Source organism: Rhodococcus sp. SORGH_AS_0301 (genome assembly GCF_030818285.1).
Lineage (GTDB): Bacteria > Actinomycetota > Actinomycetes > Mycobacteriales > Mycobacteriaceae > Rhodococcoides.
Genome location: NZ_JAUTAC010000001.1, coordinates 106940 through 124463, shown reverse-complemented (window position 1 = coordinate 124463; position 17524 = coordinate 106940). Strand labels below are relative to the sequence as shown.

Here is a 17524-nt window from a genome sequence, read left to right as displayed (position 1 = left end):
GGGGCGCTGTTCGATTCTGGGCGAACAGGAAGAACGTAGGCGCGGCGAACTGATGAAGTACCTCCGCCTTAGGGGCTGATGCCCGGCGGCGGGTGCCACAAACCTTCGTTTCTGGCAGCTTTCATAGACGCACGAGGTCGAGTGGTGCCCTACAACAACCTGCGAATGTAGTTCACGCTCCGCCTTCGGGCCTGCAGGCGTTCGGGAGTCCGCGACGAAGTTAACGATGTCGCGGATGACTATCGGTGAAACCGAACGTGTAGTGCGATTTGGATGGGGAAGCGTTGTGGCAGGATCGAAACCGCACCGATCAGTACCGAAAGCGAGGAATGCACCGTGGCGAAGCAGTTGATCACCCAGTTGACCGATGACATCGACGGCACTGCCATCGACGACGGTTCCGGTGAATCGATCGAGTTCTCCGTCAACGGCATCGCCTACGCCATCGACCTGAAATCGAAGAATGCGATCGAGTTTCACCGCAAACTCGATTACTACATCAGCCGTGCCGAACGAATCGGCGGACGCAAGCGTCGCACGACGAAGGCGGGTGGCGCGCCCACCACCGGATCCGCTGCCGAGCCGGCGAAGCGGGATCGGGAACAGACCCGAGCTATCCGGGAGTGGGCGAACAACAACGGGTACGAGCTCAGCGGCCGCGGCCGCATCCCCGAGCACGTCATTGAGGCATTCGACAACGCCCACTGAACCGGCGCCTTACCCACCGGGTGCCCATGTAGCTCTGCTAGCTGAGCTATCACCGGCGTGTCGTCGGCGAGCTCCGCCTGCGCCTGCGCGTGCGGGCGCTGCGCGGGGCGACGCCTGGTCGACGTCCCGGTGACAACGCCGGTCAGAAGTCGTCGAGCAGGGCGAGGGTGCGTCGCAGTAGTTCCTCCGCACGGTCCTCCACCTTGTCGAGGACGTCCCCCACGTCGGCGAGGGCGGTGTGCGCCGCCGATCGGGCCGCGACACCGGCGGCATAGGTGTCAGACAGTCCCGTGTCGTCAGCACCGGACACCACCGACGGCTCCGCCGACGACCTTCTCGGACCGGGGCGTACAGGAAGAGGTCGGTGTCGTGCGGGTGTCCCCACCAGGTGGCTGGTCATCACGGACGTGATCGCCGCCGGTGTCATCGCCACCGGCGGGATCGGGACCGCGCCCCATCGGTCAATCGGCACCACCACCGGCCCCGACCCACCCCGCCCGTCGTCGTCCGGGTCGGGAAGCTCGCCGGCCCGCAGGTGCTGTTCGAGCACCCGCGTCGACGGGTGCTCCTGCACCACCCGCAGCACCTGCTCCCACCGCCGCCACACCGCCGCATAGTCGATCAATGCCTCGCCGCCGTCGACGCCGGCGTGCAGGTGCAGCTGGTGGCGACCACCGATGCGCACACCGTCCCCGACGATGGTGATGTCCCGCCGATCGAGGCGGCTGATGTCGACCGCACGCAACCCCGCCGCGTGCAGAGCCAGGATCACCGTGTCGCGGCGCCCGAACATCCCGGTCGGCCACCCCGCCACCGGGAGTGCGGCGATGATCGGTGCCGCCCGTTCTCGTAGCACCGCTGCCCGGTCGGTGCGGGCCCGGTTGAGCTGCAGACGGATCGCCGTCACCGTTCCCGGCGCGGGGTGCCCGGCAGCGGTGTGAACGCGGTTGACGACCGCCACCCTCCAGCGCTGGGCAGCGTTCCCGGCGGGATTCTCGGCCAGGAATACCGCCACCGTGAGTGGTGACGCCGGAAGTGCGCTCACCTCGGCGGCGGCGCACCAGTCCGCGAACAGCGACCACTCGTACCGGGACCTGCCCGGCACGCCCGCACCCTCCGCCATGACCGACGACGTTATCGCCACTGCCCGACACCCTCTTCCGCCGCGCCGGGGGCTCACCGCGGCAGGACGACATCGACAGAGCTCGTGCGCCTGTTCGCCCCGGACGCGGCAACCGGATCGCGGTGAAATCAGAACATCGACAGTTGCGCCGGATCCGGTCGCGGCCGCCGCCGACGCGGTGACACCGCCCCCGAGCTGCCCGCGGTCCCCTGTACGACTCCCGTGAACGCCGAGCCGCCGATGCCGAGGCGATGCTCGACGCCGCCATCGTCAACGCCCGCATGATCGCCGACGTCCAACAGGCCAAACCGATCACCACCCTGTCTGCAGCGAGGTTCGAGTCCGAACTCACCACGAGTGTGGTCGAGGCGGCTGACGCTAGCGGGGATGGCCGTTACGACCGAGTACCCAAAATCCTCGCATCGTTGCGGCACGTCCCGGTGCCAGGTACTGGCCGTCAGCGCAATGCGCGGTCATCAGTCTTACCCACGTTGTCGTGTGAGACTTCGATAGCCGGGACGGTTGCCGACAAGCGACACTAGAACGATGGCCAAGAGAAAGTCCGCGCGACAGCTGCGTGGGCAGTTGATGCTCCAGATCGCCGCAGGACGGTTCTTTCGTCCCGGTGTCCCGCTCAATGAGACCGAGCACCGCTACACGGTCTACAGCAATGCCAGGTTCATCGGTGACCCGCCAATCGCGCTGCCGGTCGGCGAAGTGATTGCTTCGACCGAGATGGGACACACCTCATCGGCGATGATCGCGGTCGTCGACCGACTCGAACAACAACGCCCCGACGGCACCGACGACTTCATGATCGCCACCGGTGGAACAGACCTCGTCGACGACCTTGCCTACCTGATGACGTTTGTGCTGAACCGGACAGTCAGCCGGAACCACGACCAGACCCGACGTCTGGTCACCGGCGACGGCGCACCGCGCGGACGCTCAGCCAACGACCTCTTCCCGGAACTGTTCGAACCCAGGCAAACGGTCCAGCCCCACCAATGGGAGGATCTCCGGCAGTTCATGAACGGCTTACTTGATCTGAGCCAAGACGACTTCGCGCGCGTCATGCGAGTCATCCGCAACTCGGTCGACGCGACACGACGAGCCCTCGACGACCCCACGGGCGCCTACACAGATCTGGTCGCTGCCCTTGAATCAATCTCGGACGACAAGCTGTCTACGCCGGCCACTTGGGACCGCTACGACGGTTCGAAGCGCAAGATCATCGATGCTGCCCTGATTGATGCGGGTCAGGAAGTAGCCGACCGGGTGCGTGCAGCTGTACTCGAAGCTGACCGGGCAGGCCTGAAACGACGTTTCATCTCCTCTACCCTTGCTCGACTGTCGCCGGACTACTACCGCGACAACGCGGCGGGGAGCATCCGGCCGCCCCGAGCACCCGACCTCGAACGGATGCTCGGTATCGCCTACGACATTCGGTCACGACGTAGTCACGTACTCGAAGATCTCGGTGAAGGCGTATGGGTCTACACCGACGGCGCAGAGACTGCCTACGAGCCCAGCTTCGAACGCGTTCTTACCCTTGCTGGCCTATGGCGCCTCATCAGACATGTCGTCCGTCAGTACGTCAGTAACGCGGAGAAGGTCGCGCCCGAACCCTGGGACTACCGCAACGCCCTACCCGGCATCGTCGAGGTGCAGCTTGCGCCCCAGTACTGGATTTGGCAGCCCGGCGGGCTCACGGCAACGACGGCCACCCGCCTGCTCGACGGTTTCGCCGAAGCACTCATCGGATGGATCGCCGGACAACACACCGACGGAATCCCGCTCGACCAAGTGTGTCGAGAGATCGAAGACTTGGTGCCCACGCTGCCTGACGGCGAGTCCAAGACATCTCTGATCGCCACGCACGTGCTGTGGCATGCGTGGATTTCCCCGGCCGATCATCGCTCCGAGGCAGCGACCTTCATCGACGAATACAAAGCTGTGCTGGACGCGCCCTCAGCCAGCGCAGTCACAGTCTCGCTGTTGTCGGACCACTCGATGCCGACATGGAGTGCGAACGATTGGGCCGCCATGGCTCAGGCCCGAAACGGGGCTAGGCACACCAAGAGCCAGGCACCACTCCCTGCCGCCATTGACGTGCTGATCCAACTAATCGCCGCCGACGAACTTGAAGCAGCAGGTAGACACGACGAAGCTGTCGTATTCGCCGCGAAGGCCGTCGGAGAGTTGCCCGGCAACGATGCGCTTCTCGCGTGGGAAGCGCGCCTCGTCGCAGGCAACCACGATCCCGATTTTGATGTTCACACGTTTCTCTTCGGCGAGCGTGAGGGCGAAGCCAGCAGGGAAACCTCCGAGGATGAACAGCCCGGCGACTCTTCAACCGAACATCGTGAAGCGGCAGGAGTTCAACCTTGAGCAACCGTTAGACATCAGCCTGGATACTCAACGGGAAATTGTGTAAGCGGCGCGGGGCTGATGCTGTGGGTGCAAGATCAGTCGATCGCGGACATCGATGCTGTGTTTGCGGCGCTGCCTCGCGACGCCGAACGCGCCGTCTACGTGAAGGGCGCCCGCCAGGCCGACGCGGAGCAAACGATCACCACCGCATGGGCCGTGGAACAGAACGCGACTGATGAGAGAGTCCGTTCGCAGATCTTGCCGGGGTCAGCCGCCGGCGTCTATATTTGAGCTTCTCTCTGAACGCCAGATCCTCCACGTGGGGATCTGTCGGTTCCTCACCGGTGAGCACGGTTTCGCTCTTGGTGATGCAGAGAGGAGCACCAGATGGATGAGGATCCGTACTGGGTCGGAGTCGCAACACTCGTTGTGGCGTCCGCTCAGTTGCTTGTGGACCTTTATTCGTTGGTGAGTGGACTTAAGTAGCACGGGTAACCGGACTACATAGCCGCTGACCAGGTGTTGCGCGCAATGCATGTGACTGAAGTATCGCTATGTGTGACACAGTACCTCGGCACTGTGTCAAGTTTGTTGCTCGATGTGGCGCAGTTCCTCGAGCTGCGTCAAGTTTTACCCGGTACCAACAAAGCGCTTATCTGATGGGTCGCCTCCATTCGGATCGGTGTAAGTGAGCCCGGTGGGTGGCCCCCACCGGGCTTACTTGTGTTCGTGGCCGCTGTCGCTACCGCCCGCGGCCCTGCGAACGTGCACCGTCGTTCGTATCAAGACCGTTCGGGACCACCGCGATGGGACCACCTTTGCTACGTCCTCCTGGCAGCCTCGTGGGGAGTGGTTGCTAGTTGTGTCCCGGAGAAACGGAGAAACGGTTTGTATCTCCGTTATGATCGAACCTCTACTCGTTAACGCTCGGGAGGTCAGGACTTTGTCGCTGCTCGATGACGTTAATGACCAAATCGACAAGACGATCAAGACCGCGATGACGGTCACCGAGCGGCCGGATAGTTCGACCAGAACATCGGTACCCGAACCAGCAGACATCGGCTACAACAACGGCAAGCTCATCTCGTGCACGTACCTCTACACCGACATGCACGACTCATCCACCCTCGCGGCCACAGCATCCAAGGCAGAAGCTGCCCGTGTGTTCCGTGGCTATCTGAACGTCAGCACCAAAATCATCCGCTCGCTCGACGGCCACATCCGAAGCTTCGACGGCGACAGGGTCATGGGCGTTTTCAACGGGTCCCAACAAGGAAGACCGAGCCGTCCAAGCCGCCATGCAGATCAAGTGGGCTGTCGAAGTTCACGTGACTCCAGCGATCCACGCAAAAATCCCGTCACTCAAATCCAGCGGGTGGAACCTCAAACAATCGAGCGGTATCGCGACAGACAAAACACTTCTTGCACGTGCAGGGTTTCGTGACAACGACGACATGATCTCGATCGGCGTCGCCCCCAACCTCGCGGCCAAGCTGAGCGATATCCGCTACACAGGCGACGCGGCGAAGTACGTCACCCGAATTGGCAAAGGCACCTTCTCCAAATTGTCCAACGCCAAGAAGCTGACGGGTGGCAAGGACATGTGGGAAGGGCCGTACTCGATCGGGACTGCCCCCACTTCGGTTGACGCGTGGGGTTGATCGGATCAGGCCGCTTGTGCGGCCCTATTGATTGTCTCAAACTCGATCGGAGTGAGCTTGCCGAGGCGTCGCTGGCGGCGCTTGCGGTGGTAGGACCTCTCGATCCAGGTCACGATCGCCAGGCGTAGTTGCTCGCGGGTGGACCACCGTTGCCGGTCGAGGACGTTCTTCTGTAGTAGCGCGAAGAACGATTCCATCGCAGCGTTGTCACCGCATGCCCCGACACGGCCCATGGATCCTCGTAAAGCATTGTGCGACAGCGCATGTACGAACTTCCGCGATCGGAATTGACTACCCCGGTCGGAGTGGACGATGGTCCCGGTCGGACCGCGTTGCGCGACCGCGTTGTCGAGCGCGGACACCGCCAACGAGGCCTTCATTCGAGAGTCGATCGAGTAGCCGACGATCCTGTTGGACCACACGTCCTTGATCGCGCAGAGATAGAGCTTGCCCTCGTCGGTGCGGTGCTCGGTGATGTCGGTCAGCCACAACTCGTCTGCAGCCGCTGCGGAGAACCGGCGGTCGACGAGGTCGTCGTGAACTGGAGGACCAGCTTTCCTGGTCAGCCCGCGCTTCTTCGAGAACACAGACCAGATGCGTTCTTGCGAGCACAACCGGGCGACCCGGTTCTCGCCGGCGGTGATGCCGCGATCGGGCAGCTCGTCGGCGATGAACCGGTACCCGAACGCGGGATCGTCCGCGTGAATGGAACGGGCAGCGTGGATCAGGTGCGCATCGTCCCAGTCACGTTGCGTCACCGGTGCTTTCTTCCATTTGTAGAACGCTTGGGTGGAGAACCCGAGCACCCGGCAGGTCACCGTGACGGGCACTCCGTCGGCGGCGAGGTCGAGGACCAGCGGGTAGATCATTTTGGGTTGACGTCCCGAGAGAGGTAGCCGACGGCGCGGCGCATCACCTCCGCTTCCTGCTCGAGCATCTTGATGCGCTTGCGGGCTTCCCGCAGCTCGACGGACTCGCTGCTCGTGGGCGACCCGTCAGCGGAGGTGATCCCGTCGTCGCGGTCGGCGATCTTGAGCCAGCGGTGCAGGCAGCCTTCGGAGATTCCGAAGTCCTTCGCGATCTGACGCAGCGGAGCCTCGCCCTTGCGTGCGACGGCGATGACGTCGCGGCGGAACTCCTCGGGGAATGCTTTCGGCATGGGGAACATCCTTCCACCGTGAGGAGCGATCCTCACAGATCAGATGTCAACCGAACCGGGGGCAGTCCCATCACAGTCGGCGGGACTAAATACAGCTACTACAGATCGTCGTACCGATGGCCGTTCACGTGAGTAATCCTGACCCCACCGACACCGCTTGGAAGATTCACTCGGCCCTCGTCGACTGGACCGGCAAAGTGGACACCAAGGCGTCTTTCGCGCTCACGATCGAGTCTGCCGTTCTCGTCGGGGTCGTCACACTGTCCGGGAAGGAGCGCGCCCTCGCTGGCCTTCATGGGTGGGGTGTGTTCTGGTACACCCTCGGGGTCGTCACTCTGATTGCCGGCCTTTTATGTGCCGTGTGGGTAGTACGTCCCCGTCTTCGATCCCAGCAGGTAACTAGTGAGGTGCCGACGAACTTCGTCTACTTCGGTCACCTTCGGCAGTTGACACCGGGAGAGGTGGAAATCAACTTGCGCAGTGACGACATACTCCCGGTGTTGTCGAAGCAGTTGGTGGAGATGAGTAAGATCAGTTGGACCAAGCATCGACTCGTTCAGGTGTCGTTGACGCTTGCTCCCATCGGAGTCGCGCTGCTTGGTCTCAGTGCCACATACAGCTAGACCATTCGCATCTCAGGCTTCTCAGCGCTGTGAGTACCCGCTGGACACCATGCGCCTACGTGTCGCGTTGGTCGCGGTCCCGCGGCGAAATTCCTGCGCCACGCCGCCAGAGAACGCCGCCGTTCCGCCACGTTCAGCGTTCCCTGTCCACATCCGGTCGTGCACGACGCGCTGCACCGGTGATAGCACGGGCCCCGGCCATCGACCCCCGCCTTGAGTTCGTACAAGTCTGCTACGAGCACTCCGTCGATCAAGGCCGGACTGTTTACGCGATCGACAACTCCGGATTCGACATCTTGTCGGCATCAGACGGTTTCCCGCATCCCTCCGAGTTCTTCACGATCGGCCGCGTTCATTGGCGCCGCGCCGATGTCGGCCAGACACACACTCTGACCACTACCGTCGCCGCGCTCGACGGAACCAAAGGTGTTAATCGGGGGGCAGAACTCGGAGACGTTTCCCGACGTTCCGATGCTCGAAAGCGACAAGTGGCAGTACCCGAACGGTGTTCTGCCGTTGACTGTTGTCACCAGCATCGACGCAGTGTTCCTCGAACCTAGGGAATGCATTGTCTGTCTCGACATCGATGACCAATGCGCGGCCGAGCATGCTCTGACAGTTGTCCATTTCGGGGCAGCGCCGCCGGACGTACGGCTCCTCGCCGGGGACATCTGAAACACCGCACCGCGACCACCCGGTTGCTCGTCTCTTCACGGCTGAAAGGTGACGCAACCTACCTTTCGCGGTCCTCCCGTGCACTGCGAGAAGGGTCGGCATTGCGCCCGGCGTTGCCGTCCACCAAATGCACCGGCGACGACTGCTCAAGTATCAGTTCGGCAACCGGCTGTGTGTGGATCTGGCCCGTACCTTCACGGCCTAAGGCCGCAGACTGGACGACACCCGCCGCACGACACCGTCAGAGACCAATATTGTTGACGGCGTTGCCCATCAGTGGGGCGTTCTCACGTGCGTAGCGTTCGAGCATGGCCGGGGTAGCGTGTCCGGTCTGCCGCATGATGGCGTGTGCGTCGGCACCGTTGCGAAAGGCTTGGGTGACGAACCCGGATCGGAGCGAGTGTCCGCCGAGCTGGGCGGTGAGGGTGGGGTCGTAGCCGGCGCGTTCGGCGCGGCGGCGGATGGTCTTGTGAATCGCGGCACCGGACAAGGGTGTGGTGCCGAGGTTGCCGTTCTTCGCGATGGCTCGGAACAACGGCGCGCTTGCGGCAGTTCGAGGCACTCCCCCGCGGCACACATGCTCGTCGAACGGGTCCCGGCCGCGGAGCAGTCGGATGACTGATGGGCGTCCGCCCGCGTCGAATGCTGACACAACTTGTACCCACCGCGTGTACGCGCAGGGCGGGCAAGTGACGTGCGATTCGGTCGTCGGCAAAGCCCGGACAACGCCGCGGCCTTCCTGGTCGGTCTTGGTCTTGCGCAATCGGACGTGCAAACCGTCCTCGCGGTGCAGACGGACGTCGCGGCATTCGAGGTCGGCGAGTTCGGAGCGTCGGAATGCGCCGGCGAATCCGAGTAGCATTAAGGCGGTGTCGCGGCGTTCGAATACATCGTCGGCCCATCCGTCGCACTGGGTGCGGGCGGTGTCGACGAGGTACCGGATGTCGGACACCAGCAACGGCGCTCGTTGGGTGCGGGGTCGATCGCCGGCGCTGGCGTACTGCCGACGGATACCCGCCAGCGCGGACGTCACGAGGTGGTGCTTGGTGGGCGAGGTGTGCCCGGTGGTCTGGTGGAAATGGTTGATTGCTGATGCCCACGCCGACAGGGTGCTGGCGGCGTAGGCCCTCTCCCCCACCGCGGTGACGGTGTCGGCGGCGTCGACGAGGTACGCGGCGACCGTGACGGGGTGCGCCGGCAACGCGACGTGCCCGTTGCGGGTGCACCAGTCGGTGAACCGTCTCCACCCGGATCCGTAGGCGCGGCGGGTGCCGGCCGACCGGGACGACTCCACTGCAGCGGCGATGCGTGCGGTAACCGCAGCGGGGATCGCTGGCGCTGACGTGCCCTCCGAGGGACCCGAGACGGCCATCAGAGGGCGTGCGAGGGCCGTTTCGGCTGGTCGGGAGTTCATATCCGCAGCCTAGACCCCTCGTCTGACACAGCCGCAAGCGAACTCTGTTCTGAACTGGCGTTTCAGTAGTTATAGTGCGTTAAGTGAAATTATCCGTGTCAACATCAGAGCAGTAAAGGGTGACACGGAATAACTCGGGGTTTCGGTCTCGCTGCCTCCCTCGCGTTTATCGCGACATGCGCCACCCAGACGGGATGTCGGTGGTCAACGCCATCGTGAGGCAGCGCTTTGCCGCATCCGGCCCAGACGGACGGCGCGTGCAGAAGCTACTGAACGACTTCGCTTCGCGGACTCGTCGGAGAAACACCGCCAAACCCCGAGAGACGGCGTCCGGCGGCTATTTGCCAGCACGGACCGCGGGATCACCACGACGTCCGCCCTCTTGTATGTGCAGTTTTGTCACTGTGACACCACTCAGCAATACCTGCAGCGTCGGTGATGCGTTCGTAGTGCCCCGTCCGAGGACCTCACTGATCGCAACAACTGCGTTGAATAAGGCCATACGTACGGCCATACGTCAGATCGCGTACGCGGACGCGCACTGGGCCAAGATGTGGGGTGTCAATCAACCACGGACACGGTCGCGTCGGGCGATACCAAGCTCGTCTGCTGACGGTCAGACCGCCAGCGGGTGTCGAATTACTGCGTCATAAGCAGACAACCCCGCTCCCCCACGGCCGGAGCGGCACCCGTTGATTAGCGATAGGAATGGGTGACACTTCGCGCTGGGCTCCTTGGTTTGCGATCACGGCGCCGTTGGCATCTCGTTCATGAGCCAGGGGCCGAGTTGAGCTGATACCGATAGACCCAGACGACAGCCCACAAGGTTGGCCATCACCGCAGCGCCGCGACCGTGAAGCCGTCCGTACAGCCATACGTCTGGCGCCTCGGCAGCCTCTGCTTACCGCCCGCAAGAGGGAGCCCTCAGTCGTTCGCGGTTGTATGACCTGAGCTGGCCGTTTACACACTATTGGATTATGACCGCACCTAAGACCATACACATGGCCATACCGACGAACGTTATACAGCACCGTGGCCTGACCCAACAACACGCTACCGACACGGCGCTACATACGAGCTCCGTACAGACCGTGCATACGTCCCGCTATTCGACTATTTGTTGCGCGTTACACGCGACTATGCTCAAGGCTTCAAACACACTCGTTACGGTGTCCGTTGCCCCGGTCACCAGCGCGACCTTAGATAACGCTGTTGCCAAAGCTTGTTGTCAGCCACGACTAAAGTCAGTTTATGTAGCCGTACGCCTACCCATGTGCATAGCCCTGCGCCCGGTTGTTGATACAGCGCGTCGTGAACCTCTTGGACAAGTCGAGGGCAGGGCCGTGTCGCTGCACTTCACTCCGGCCCGGATGCAGTACTTTCTGCAGGGTGACGACATCAGGAACTCCACGAACTCTGCTGGTCGCCAACCAGAAGGGGGGCGTTGGAAAGAGCTCCATCGTGTCCGCGGTGGCCGGCATGGTTGCTGCAGCGGGTCGCAGAGTGCTTGTCGTCGACGCCGACCAACAAGCGAACGTCAGTTCCTCGGATCTAGGTGTTGAAGGCGACGGCGGTAGAGGTTTGAGCATGGCTCTGCAGTTCGCGCAGGAGTTGGCGCCCATCCGCAACGTGCGCCCAAACATGGATGTTATCCCCGGGGGACCTGCTCTTGCGGTCGTCGCATCGGTAGCGGCCACCGCTGGCCAGACCGGGATCGATCTTCGCGCAAACTTTGATCACACCCTAAACTCGTTGTGCGCGAGTGAGGGGTATGAGCTGATCCTCATCGACTCGGGGCCCGGTGACGCGCCTCTACTTGATGCACTACTCGGCACAGCCAGGTATCTCATCGTGCCCACCAGGGACGACGACGCAAGCTTGTCTGGGGTTGAACTACTTGCTCTTCGGTACCTCCGCGCACGACAAGCAGGGTCCGTGATCGAGCTACTCGGCGTGGTGCTCTTCGACACCAACCCCCGCGCTACGGCCCGAAATCGTGACGTCTTCGAGCAGGTCAACGACCTACTCGAAGGCAGCGGCGCCGATCCGTTCGAAGCGTTCATCCGGTCCGACAGAGCCGCTGCGGTCGATCTGCGAACTCGACACCTCACACCGTTGGAACTTGTGGAAGCCGCTGAGTCGGACCAGAAGAATCGGTTGCAGCGACTTCGCCAGAAAAGCAAGCCGGGCGAGCGACTGTGGTCACGAGACCCCTCCGGCCTCGCTAGCGACTACCAAGCACTCACCCGCGAGATACTGACCCGCGTAACCCGTGCTGAACGTCAGCGTGTCGAAGGTGGCGTCGCATGAGCAACCGCAAACGACGTGCGGCTTTCAATCCCGAGCTGCTGGGTGATCTCGCCGATGTTCTACCACCTGTGGAGCACGTACGAATTTCGGGCGGCCACGATGAAGGCAACGACTACGACCCTGTGAACAGCGACGCTGCGGCAGAGCCATTGACCACTCTATCGATCGTGGGTTCGGGTGCGACGGAGGACGATTCTGATGAGGACCACCTAGTCAGATCTGCGCCGCAGCATGAGACGACTCCATCGTCATCAGGTGCACGACAAAAAGACTCGACGTCTTGGAAGGGCCAGTCGGAAGGATCTACGACAGCCGCTGTCGTAGAAGACACGAGCACGCGCCGCCGTGACGCGCGTCGGCGTAACACCCGGCGCGACTCGTCGACAACTCCAAGCCGCATCGCGCCCCCTGAAGTTGCCTTGCCACAGGCTGTATACGTCGCCCTAAGGTCGCTCACGCTGGACGAGCGCAACTCGAACCCAGCGACCGCCCGCTCGTACGGACAAGTAGTTCTCGATGCTGTAGAAAAACACGCGGACGAATTGAAGGACCATTGGGTAGGCGCTACGAGCAGTGCCTCATCAGGGCTATTCAAACGGGCTGAGGCCGGCAGACCGACACGTAGGCGACACCAAAAACCGCGGGCACGCGTACCTCTCGCAGGGGTAATCAATGCCGACGCATCGCTTCTCGATCAGCTGGCTATCGATTGGGGCGCCGGGAGTAGGAGCGCTCTAGTCGAAGAAGCTCTGCGCAGGTACCTGGACGTTTCCTCGGCGGACTAGTTGTCGAGCGGATTGCTTGTGTAGGGAACGCAAGCGCTTCGATCTGTCTGCGACTTCCCGCAGATGGGTGACGCGTTCTTCGTCCATCCGGGGACACGTCTCGAAGGTCATCAAAGCCGGTCATGCGCCGAGCGTCGTGCTGCTTGCGGGCGCGGTGCCGCGTCGTTGCGCTGCGGTGGTGGCGGGGTCGATTGCGTCGAGCAGGGTGCTCAGTGACGCGTAGGGGTCGTTGTCGGGTCGGTATCGGGGTTCGTCGGCCATGATCGAGTCCCAGAGCCCTTCGTCGGGGGGTGCGATGCCGTCGTCGACGATGATGATGGCGGCCGTGGACACCGGTGGGGGAGTGGGAATATGTTGGGCTTCGCGTTCGGCTAGCCACTGACGCCAGATGACGCGTTCGGCCCGGTGCCGAACAGTGCGCGAGCGTAATGCGGCGGCGAGGCCGTTGCGGTGGGCGATGTCGTCTAGATCGGCGTCGCCGAGCTGGACGTGTCCGTCTGTGACGGTGAGCAGGCCGGCAGTACGCAGATCCAAGACGGTGTCGTAGCCGCTGGATCGCCCGATCCGCACCTGCTGGAGCAAGGTGTCGACGGTCAGGGGGCGGTCGGCGGCCGCGACTGTGTCGTAAAGGATGCGGTGGCGGTACCCGATGACGCTCCACGCCGGGTGGACCGTGTCGATGGCGGTCGACCGTACGTCCGGGGCTGAGTGGCCTTGTGGCGGTGTTTCTCCCCGTGGGGATACCAGGGCGTAGCGGTCGGCGTTCTGGCCGACGCCACGGGCGATGAGCAGGACGGGAGATCCGGGGGTGTCCCGCAATCGCGCCAGGACGGACCACACGGTGGTTTCCGGCAGTAACCCTGCTGCTGTGGACAACGATCGCCCACCCAACGCCACCACGGGAACACCCTCGACGACGTCTCCTGCTGTTGCCGCACCCCAAGCCAATGCCTGCAGCACCGCATGGGTGGACCACCGATCCCGCCGCGAGGCGTACTCCCGGCTCGCCCAGTGGTGCGCCGAAGCCAGCCACACCGAAACGACCGGGTCGGTAGTACCCCCTGTGTGCTTTAACTTGTGCCCCGTATCTCGGATTGGTTCAGGCAATGACGATACGGCCCAGTCGAGCGCGCGCGCGGTGTCGCGGCGGACGGCGCCGAGAGAGTCGCTGTAGTGGGCGTAAGCGTTCCGGACGCCGGCCCACTCGGGTGTGCAGAGTCGGGCGGCGATGTCGTCGGCGGTGGCGCCAGAAAGTACTGCGTGCGCAATGACAGACTGGCGGGCCTCCGAGCGGGACGCCCACCGAGAGCGGTCGAGTTGGCCGGTGGCGGCGAACGCACGGACCGCCGCTGGTGGGGGAGCGGAACGGCACAATCGGCTGTGCAGCCGAGCTGTGCGGCCCGTTCCGGTGACGCGCTCGGCGACCGTGGTGTCCCGGATCTCGTCATCGACGGTGCGCACCGTGGCCGTTGTGCGTGTGCGTGCGCGGGCGTGGGGGAGTCCGCCGAGGAGCGCTGCGAGGCGGGTCAGGACTGCCGGTTCGGATCCGACGGTCATGGTGTCGGTCGCGGTGGCAAGATCACCGATTAGGTGCCGGTGCCCGCCTTCCCTGCATGCGGACCCGGGGACGGTGATGCATCCGGTCGCGGCGTTGGTCATCGGGACGATGTCCAACGTCGGCAGGCGAGCGGCCAGCAGATTCAGCAGAGGACGTAGCTCGGCGACGCCGGCGGTGACGCCTGGGGCGAAGGGAACCAGGATATGGCGGCCGCCGCTGGTGGAGACGTCGACGACCGCGCGGCCACCGGTCTCCGTCAACCACCCGAGAACCCGCGCCACGTCTGCCTCGACAGCGGCGGCGCCGTGAATCTTGGCGTCGAAGTCCAACGCAAGCACCCGCGCACGCCCATGGGCGAACAGCGGTACCGCCGCCGGCGCGAGCGGCCGTTTGCTCGTCAACGCCCGCGACGAGGTGAAAGACCGCGCCGCCGCGTCGTACAAGCGCATGGACCGGCGCGCCGCCAACATGGGCGCCAGGCGCCGCCATACAGCGTCCGGTGCCGAAATCGGCGACACGACACGTGCATCGATACTTGAAGCTTGATCAGGGCAGCATGTACCCTGAGACCTGTCCAGCAAGACAGTCCCTTCGGGGATCAGCAGCACCGAGGTTCGAGTTCCCGCTCGTTCCTAATGACCTTGAAGCCCTCGGCCGCCCCGCCGGGGGCTTCGTCATGTCGGTGCTGTTCTATGAGGCTCGTCGGCGTTCTCGTCCGAACAAGCGTTGTGTCAATACGTTCAACCCGTCATCGGCAGCTCCTGCGGGTTGTGGTCGAACCCACCTGCAGTCAACTCTTCGACAGTGCTCCCAGCGGCGCGCGCGGTCAGCTCGGCGAGCAGAGCTCCCAACGTGATTCCACGCTCCGCAGCCAGTGCGGTGAGCTGTTGCTTGACCTGGGGGTGCACTTTGGTGTTCATCTGTACCGGTCGATAGGGCAGCTGCGGGCGCCCTATTGGACGTGTTCTCGGTGGCCTGGGCACGGCAGGAATGTTGCCTCGAGACCCCGTCGGGTGTGCCGCGACACGCCGACACCTCGAGAGATTTTCAGATAGCCGTGTCGAGTCGACCCACGTCTTGTCATGAGACCCAGTGGTCTGGACGGACACACGGAGAACCGCCCGTGCAATGGGCGCGGAGACACGCCAATTACTTCCTGAACCTGCACCAGGGTGTGTTGTACCCTGAGACCAGACCGACACAGTCTGTCCCTTCAGTTGGTGAGCAGCACCCGAGGACGAAGTTGGCCCTTCGTGCTTGACACCGAACCCCTCGGCCCGCGGGTCGGGGGGTTCGGTGTTTGTTGCTCGCTCGTATGTTCTGCACATGTAGATGCTGCGCAGATTTCCGTAGCCGAACTAGCCCGTCAGTGGCAGTACCTCCTGGCTGAGTGCGCCGCGTAGTTTGTCAGGCCGGCCGACATGAAGACTGAGGATGTCCGAGACGTAAGCCGTCGTCTCCCTGTAGCCGTGCTGTGCTGCCGCCGCGGTCAGCGCCGCGTAGACCTCCGTCGGGACTGATCCGAGACGAGTAGTCGGACCGAGATGGGGACGTCCCATGAGGTGTACCTCCTTGTCGGGTTCGGTGCAAACAACCACGGACGGCAAGCCCGATACTGCCCTGCGACAGGCCCCGCGCGGGGAGGACACGCCGTAATCGCGACCCAAAATGACCGGCACCGTCCTGAGGGACACTGTCTCCATGGATCAAGCTGGACCACCGCTCGCTCGCCTCCCGCATCCGAAGTTCCGGCTTCCCATCGCGGGGGATCTACTCAGCGTCGACTCATCCAAGCCTGTGCAGCGCGAGATGAAGATGGCCGATGAGCTGGGGGGCATCTACGAACGCAAAATATTCGGACATCGACTCGTGGTGGTGTCTGATCCGATTCTGGTCAACGAGGTCAACAACGAACAGGTGTGGACCAAGTTTCTCGGCCTCCCGCACCGCAAGCTACGCGGCATCGCGGGCGACGGGCTGTTCACAGCGTTCAACTCCGAACCCAACTGGCAACTGGGGCATTCGATACTAGGCCCAGCCTTCAACAAGGCCGCGATGCGCCGCTACCACCAGTCGATGCAGGATTCCATCGACGGATTGCTGACAACCTGGGACAACTCGTCCGCTTCCAAATCGGTCGATGCGTACGACGAGTGCTCGAAACTGGCATTCGATGTGATCGGGCGGTGCGCCCTGTCACACGATTTCGGAACGTTCGACGGCAACGTGCCGTTCGCAGAAGCAATTGCCCGGGCGCTTGGCTACGTCAATCGATCATCGAACGACGTCCCCGTGGTCCGAGCCGTCACAGGTCGATCCGCCGCACGGCAACACGGGCAGGATCTGGCACTGATCCGGGATACTGTCGCCTCACTCGTCGACAGCCGAATGCTCGCTCGGCGTTCCGGCGTCAACGCCAACTCGGACCTGCTACAGCACATGTTCGAGACGGTCGACCCCACGACCGGGAGTGGTCTCAGCATCGACAACATCAAGAACCAAATCATCACCTTCCTCGTTGCAGGGAACGAGACGACTGCGTCGACCATGGCGTTCGCACTGCATTTCTTGAGTCGTAACTCGGGTCTGCTGCAGTCTCTGCGGGAAGAGGTGGAATACGTCGCTCCCGGTGGCGGCGCGGTCGAGTTCGACGACGTACCGAAACTCCGTCGCGTTCGCCGAGTGGTCGACGAGACGCTGCGTCTCTGGCCCGCTGCACCCGGTTACTTCCGCAAGGCGCGTGAACGCGGCCCGGCTGAACTAGGCGGCTACGAGATTCCCGAAGGATGGGTCTTCGTTCTCCTTCCACAGGTACATCGATCCGCATCCTGGGGAGCAGACGCCAGGAGCTTCGACCCCGATCGGTTCATGGCCGGCAAGATGGACCATGCCCCCGATCGTGTCTACAAGCCGTGGGGGACAGGTTTGCGAGCGTGCATCGGTCGTCAGTTCGCCCTTCACGAGGCGGTGTTGGCCCTCGCGTCCATTGTCCGGCGGTACAACGTGACACCTGACGGCACGTACGAGCTCGACGTGCGGGAGGCCATCACTTTGCGACCCCACGGGGTTCGATTGCGGCTCTCACGATGCGATTAGATGTAACGTCTGGTCTCGCCTAGTCGGGGGAGTACGCGC

The 17524-nt window shown here is 63.2% G+C and carries 14 protein-coding genes; 8 read left to right on the top strand and 6 right to left on the bottom strand.

Annotation, left to right across the window (positions count from 1 at the left end):
- Positions 1–336: 336 nt before the first annotated feature.
- A complete protein-coding gene (locus QE397_RS00525; protein ID WP_307091048.1) occupies positions 337–708 on the top strand; it encodes an Lsr2 family protein in 372 nt (123 codons plus the stop codon).
- A gap of 142 nt (positions 709–850) precedes the next feature.
- Here QE397_RS00525 and QE397_RS00520 read toward each other — a convergent pair whose 3' ends face one another.
- Positions 851–1831, bottom strand: coding sequence for a hypothetical protein (locus QE397_RS00520; RefSeq protein ID WP_307090994.1), 981 nt, complete (start codon positions 1829–1831; stop codon positions 851–853).
- Between the two features lie 546 nt (positions 1832–2377).
- Between QE397_RS00520 and QE397_RS00515 the strand changes: the two genes are divergently transcribed.
- The 4 genes from QE397_RS00515 to QE397_RS00500 all read left to right on the top strand — a co-directional run bounded on the left by QE397_RS00515 (position 2378) and on the right by QE397_RS00500 (position 5865).
- Positions 2378–4222, top strand: coding sequence for a hypothetical protein (locus QE397_RS00515; RefSeq protein ID WP_307090992.1), 1845 nt, complete (start codon positions 2378–2380; stop codon positions 4220–4222).
- A gap of 69 nt (positions 4223–4291) precedes the next feature.
- A complete protein-coding gene (locus QE397_RS00510) occupies positions 4292–4495 on the top strand; it encodes a hypothetical protein (protein WP_307090991.1) in 204 nt (67 codons plus the stop codon).
- A 652-nt stretch (positions 4496–5147) separates the two neighbouring features.
- Entirely contained in the window at positions 5148–5648 is a 501-nt protein-coding gene (locus QE397_RS00505) for a hypothetical protein (RefSeq protein ID WP_307090989.1), read from the top strand.
- Between the two features lie 10 nt (positions 5649–5658).
- Positions 5659–5865 carry a hypothetical protein gene (locus QE397_RS00500; RefSeq protein ID WP_307090987.1) on the top strand — a complete coding sequence of 69 codons (207 nt, stop codon included), beginning with the start codon at positions 5659–5661 and terminating at the stop codon, positions 5863–5865.
- 5 nt (positions 5866–5870) lie between these two features.
- On the opposite strand, the gene QE397_RS00495 is transcribed toward QE397_RS00500, so the two are convergent.
- Positions 5871–7024, bottom strand: a protein-coding gene (locus QE397_RS00495; protein WP_307090985.1) for an IS3 family transposase whose coding sequence is annotated in 2 segments (ribosomal slippage) — positions 5871–6736 and positions 6736–7024 — 1155 coding nt in all. Because the reading frame shifts where the segments join, the coding sequence is not laid out codon by codon here.
- A gap of 116 nt (positions 7025–7140) precedes the next feature.
- Here QE397_RS00495 and QE397_RS00490 point away from each other — a divergent pair.
- A complete protein-coding gene (locus tag QE397_RS00490; protein WP_307090983.1) occupies positions 7141–7647 on the top strand; it encodes a Pycsar system effector family protein in 507 nt (168 codons plus the stop codon).
- Between the two features lie 305 nt (positions 7648–7952).
- On the opposite strand, the gene QE397_RS00485 is transcribed toward QE397_RS00490, so the two are convergent.
- On the bottom strand, positions 7953–8183 hold the full coding sequence (locus QE397_RS00485) for a hypothetical protein (protein WP_307090980.1): 231 nt from the start codon (positions 8181–8183) through the stop codon (positions 7953–7955).
- Between the two features lie 380 nt (positions 8184–8563).
- Entirely contained in the window at positions 8564–9736 is a 1173-nt protein-coding gene (locus QE397_RS00480) for a site-specific integrase (RefSeq protein ID WP_307090978.1), read from the bottom strand.
- Positions 9737–11152: 1416 nt separating this feature from the next.
- On the opposite strand from QE397_RS00480, the gene QE397_RS00475 reads away from it, so the two are divergent.
- Complete coding sequence (locus tag QE397_RS00475; protein ID WP_307091046.1) at positions 11153–12046, top strand: ParA family protein; 894 nt, start codon at positions 11153–11155, stop codon at positions 12044–12046.
- 905 nt (positions 12047–12951) lie between these two features.
- On the opposite strand, the gene QE397_RS00470 is transcribed toward QE397_RS00475, so the two are convergent.
- Both QE397_RS00470 and QE397_RS00465 read right to left on the bottom strand, forming a co-directional pair.
- Positions 12952–14907 carry a hypothetical protein gene (locus QE397_RS00470; RefSeq protein ID WP_307090976.1) on the bottom strand — a complete coding sequence of 652 codons (1956 nt, stop codon included), beginning with the start codon at positions 14905–14907 and terminating at the stop codon, positions 12952–12954.
- 222 nt (positions 14908–15129) lie between these two features.
- Positions 15130–15309 carry a hypothetical protein gene (locus QE397_RS00465; protein ID WP_027507136.1) on the bottom strand — a complete coding sequence of 60 codons (180 nt, stop codon included), beginning with the start codon at positions 15307–15309 and terminating at the stop codon, positions 15130–15132.
- 781 nt (positions 15310–16090) lie between these two features.
- Here QE397_RS00465 and QE397_RS00460 point away from each other — a divergent pair.
- Entirely contained in the window at positions 16091–17485 is a 1395-nt protein-coding gene (locus QE397_RS00460) for a cytochrome P450 (protein ID WP_307090971.1), read from the top strand.
- Positions 17486–17524 lie beyond the last annotated feature (39 nt).

What these genes read in the sequence shown, in the direction of transcription:
- QE397_RS00490 (WP_307090983.1), top strand. Translation starts at nt 7,141, where the DNA reads ATGGCCGTTCACGTGAGTAATCCTGACCCCACCGACACCGCTTGGAAG.
- QE397_RS00465 (WP_027507136.1), bottom strand. Translation starts at nt 15,309, where the DNA reads ATGAACACCAAAGTGCACCCCCAGGTCAAGCAACAGCTCACCGCACTG.
- QE397_RS00515 (WP_307090992.1), top strand. Translation starts at nt 2,378, where the DNA reads ATGGCCAAGAGAAAGTCCGCGCGACAGCTGCGTGGGCAGTTGATGCTC.
- QE397_RS00520 (WP_307090994.1), bottom strand. Translation starts at nt 1,831, where the DNA reads ATGGCGGAGGGTGCGGGCGTGCCGGGCAGGTCCCGGTACGAGTGGTCG.
- QE397_RS00485 (WP_307090980.1), bottom strand. Translation starts at nt 8,183, where the DNA reads ATGCTGGTGACAACAGTCAACGGCAGAACACCGTTCGGGTACTGCCAC.
- QE397_RS00480 (WP_307090978.1), bottom strand. Translation starts at nt 9,736, where the DNA reads ATGAACTCCCGACCAGCCGAAACGGCCCTCGCACGCCCTCTGATGGCC.
- QE397_RS00500 (WP_307090987.1), top strand. Translation starts at nt 5,659, where the DNA reads ATGATCTCGATCGGCGTCGCCCCCAACCTCGCGGCCAAGCTGAGCGAT.
- QE397_RS00460 (WP_307090971.1), top strand. Translation starts at nt 16,091, where the DNA reads ATGGATCAAGCTGGACCACCGCTCGCTCGCCTCCCGCATCCGAAGTTC.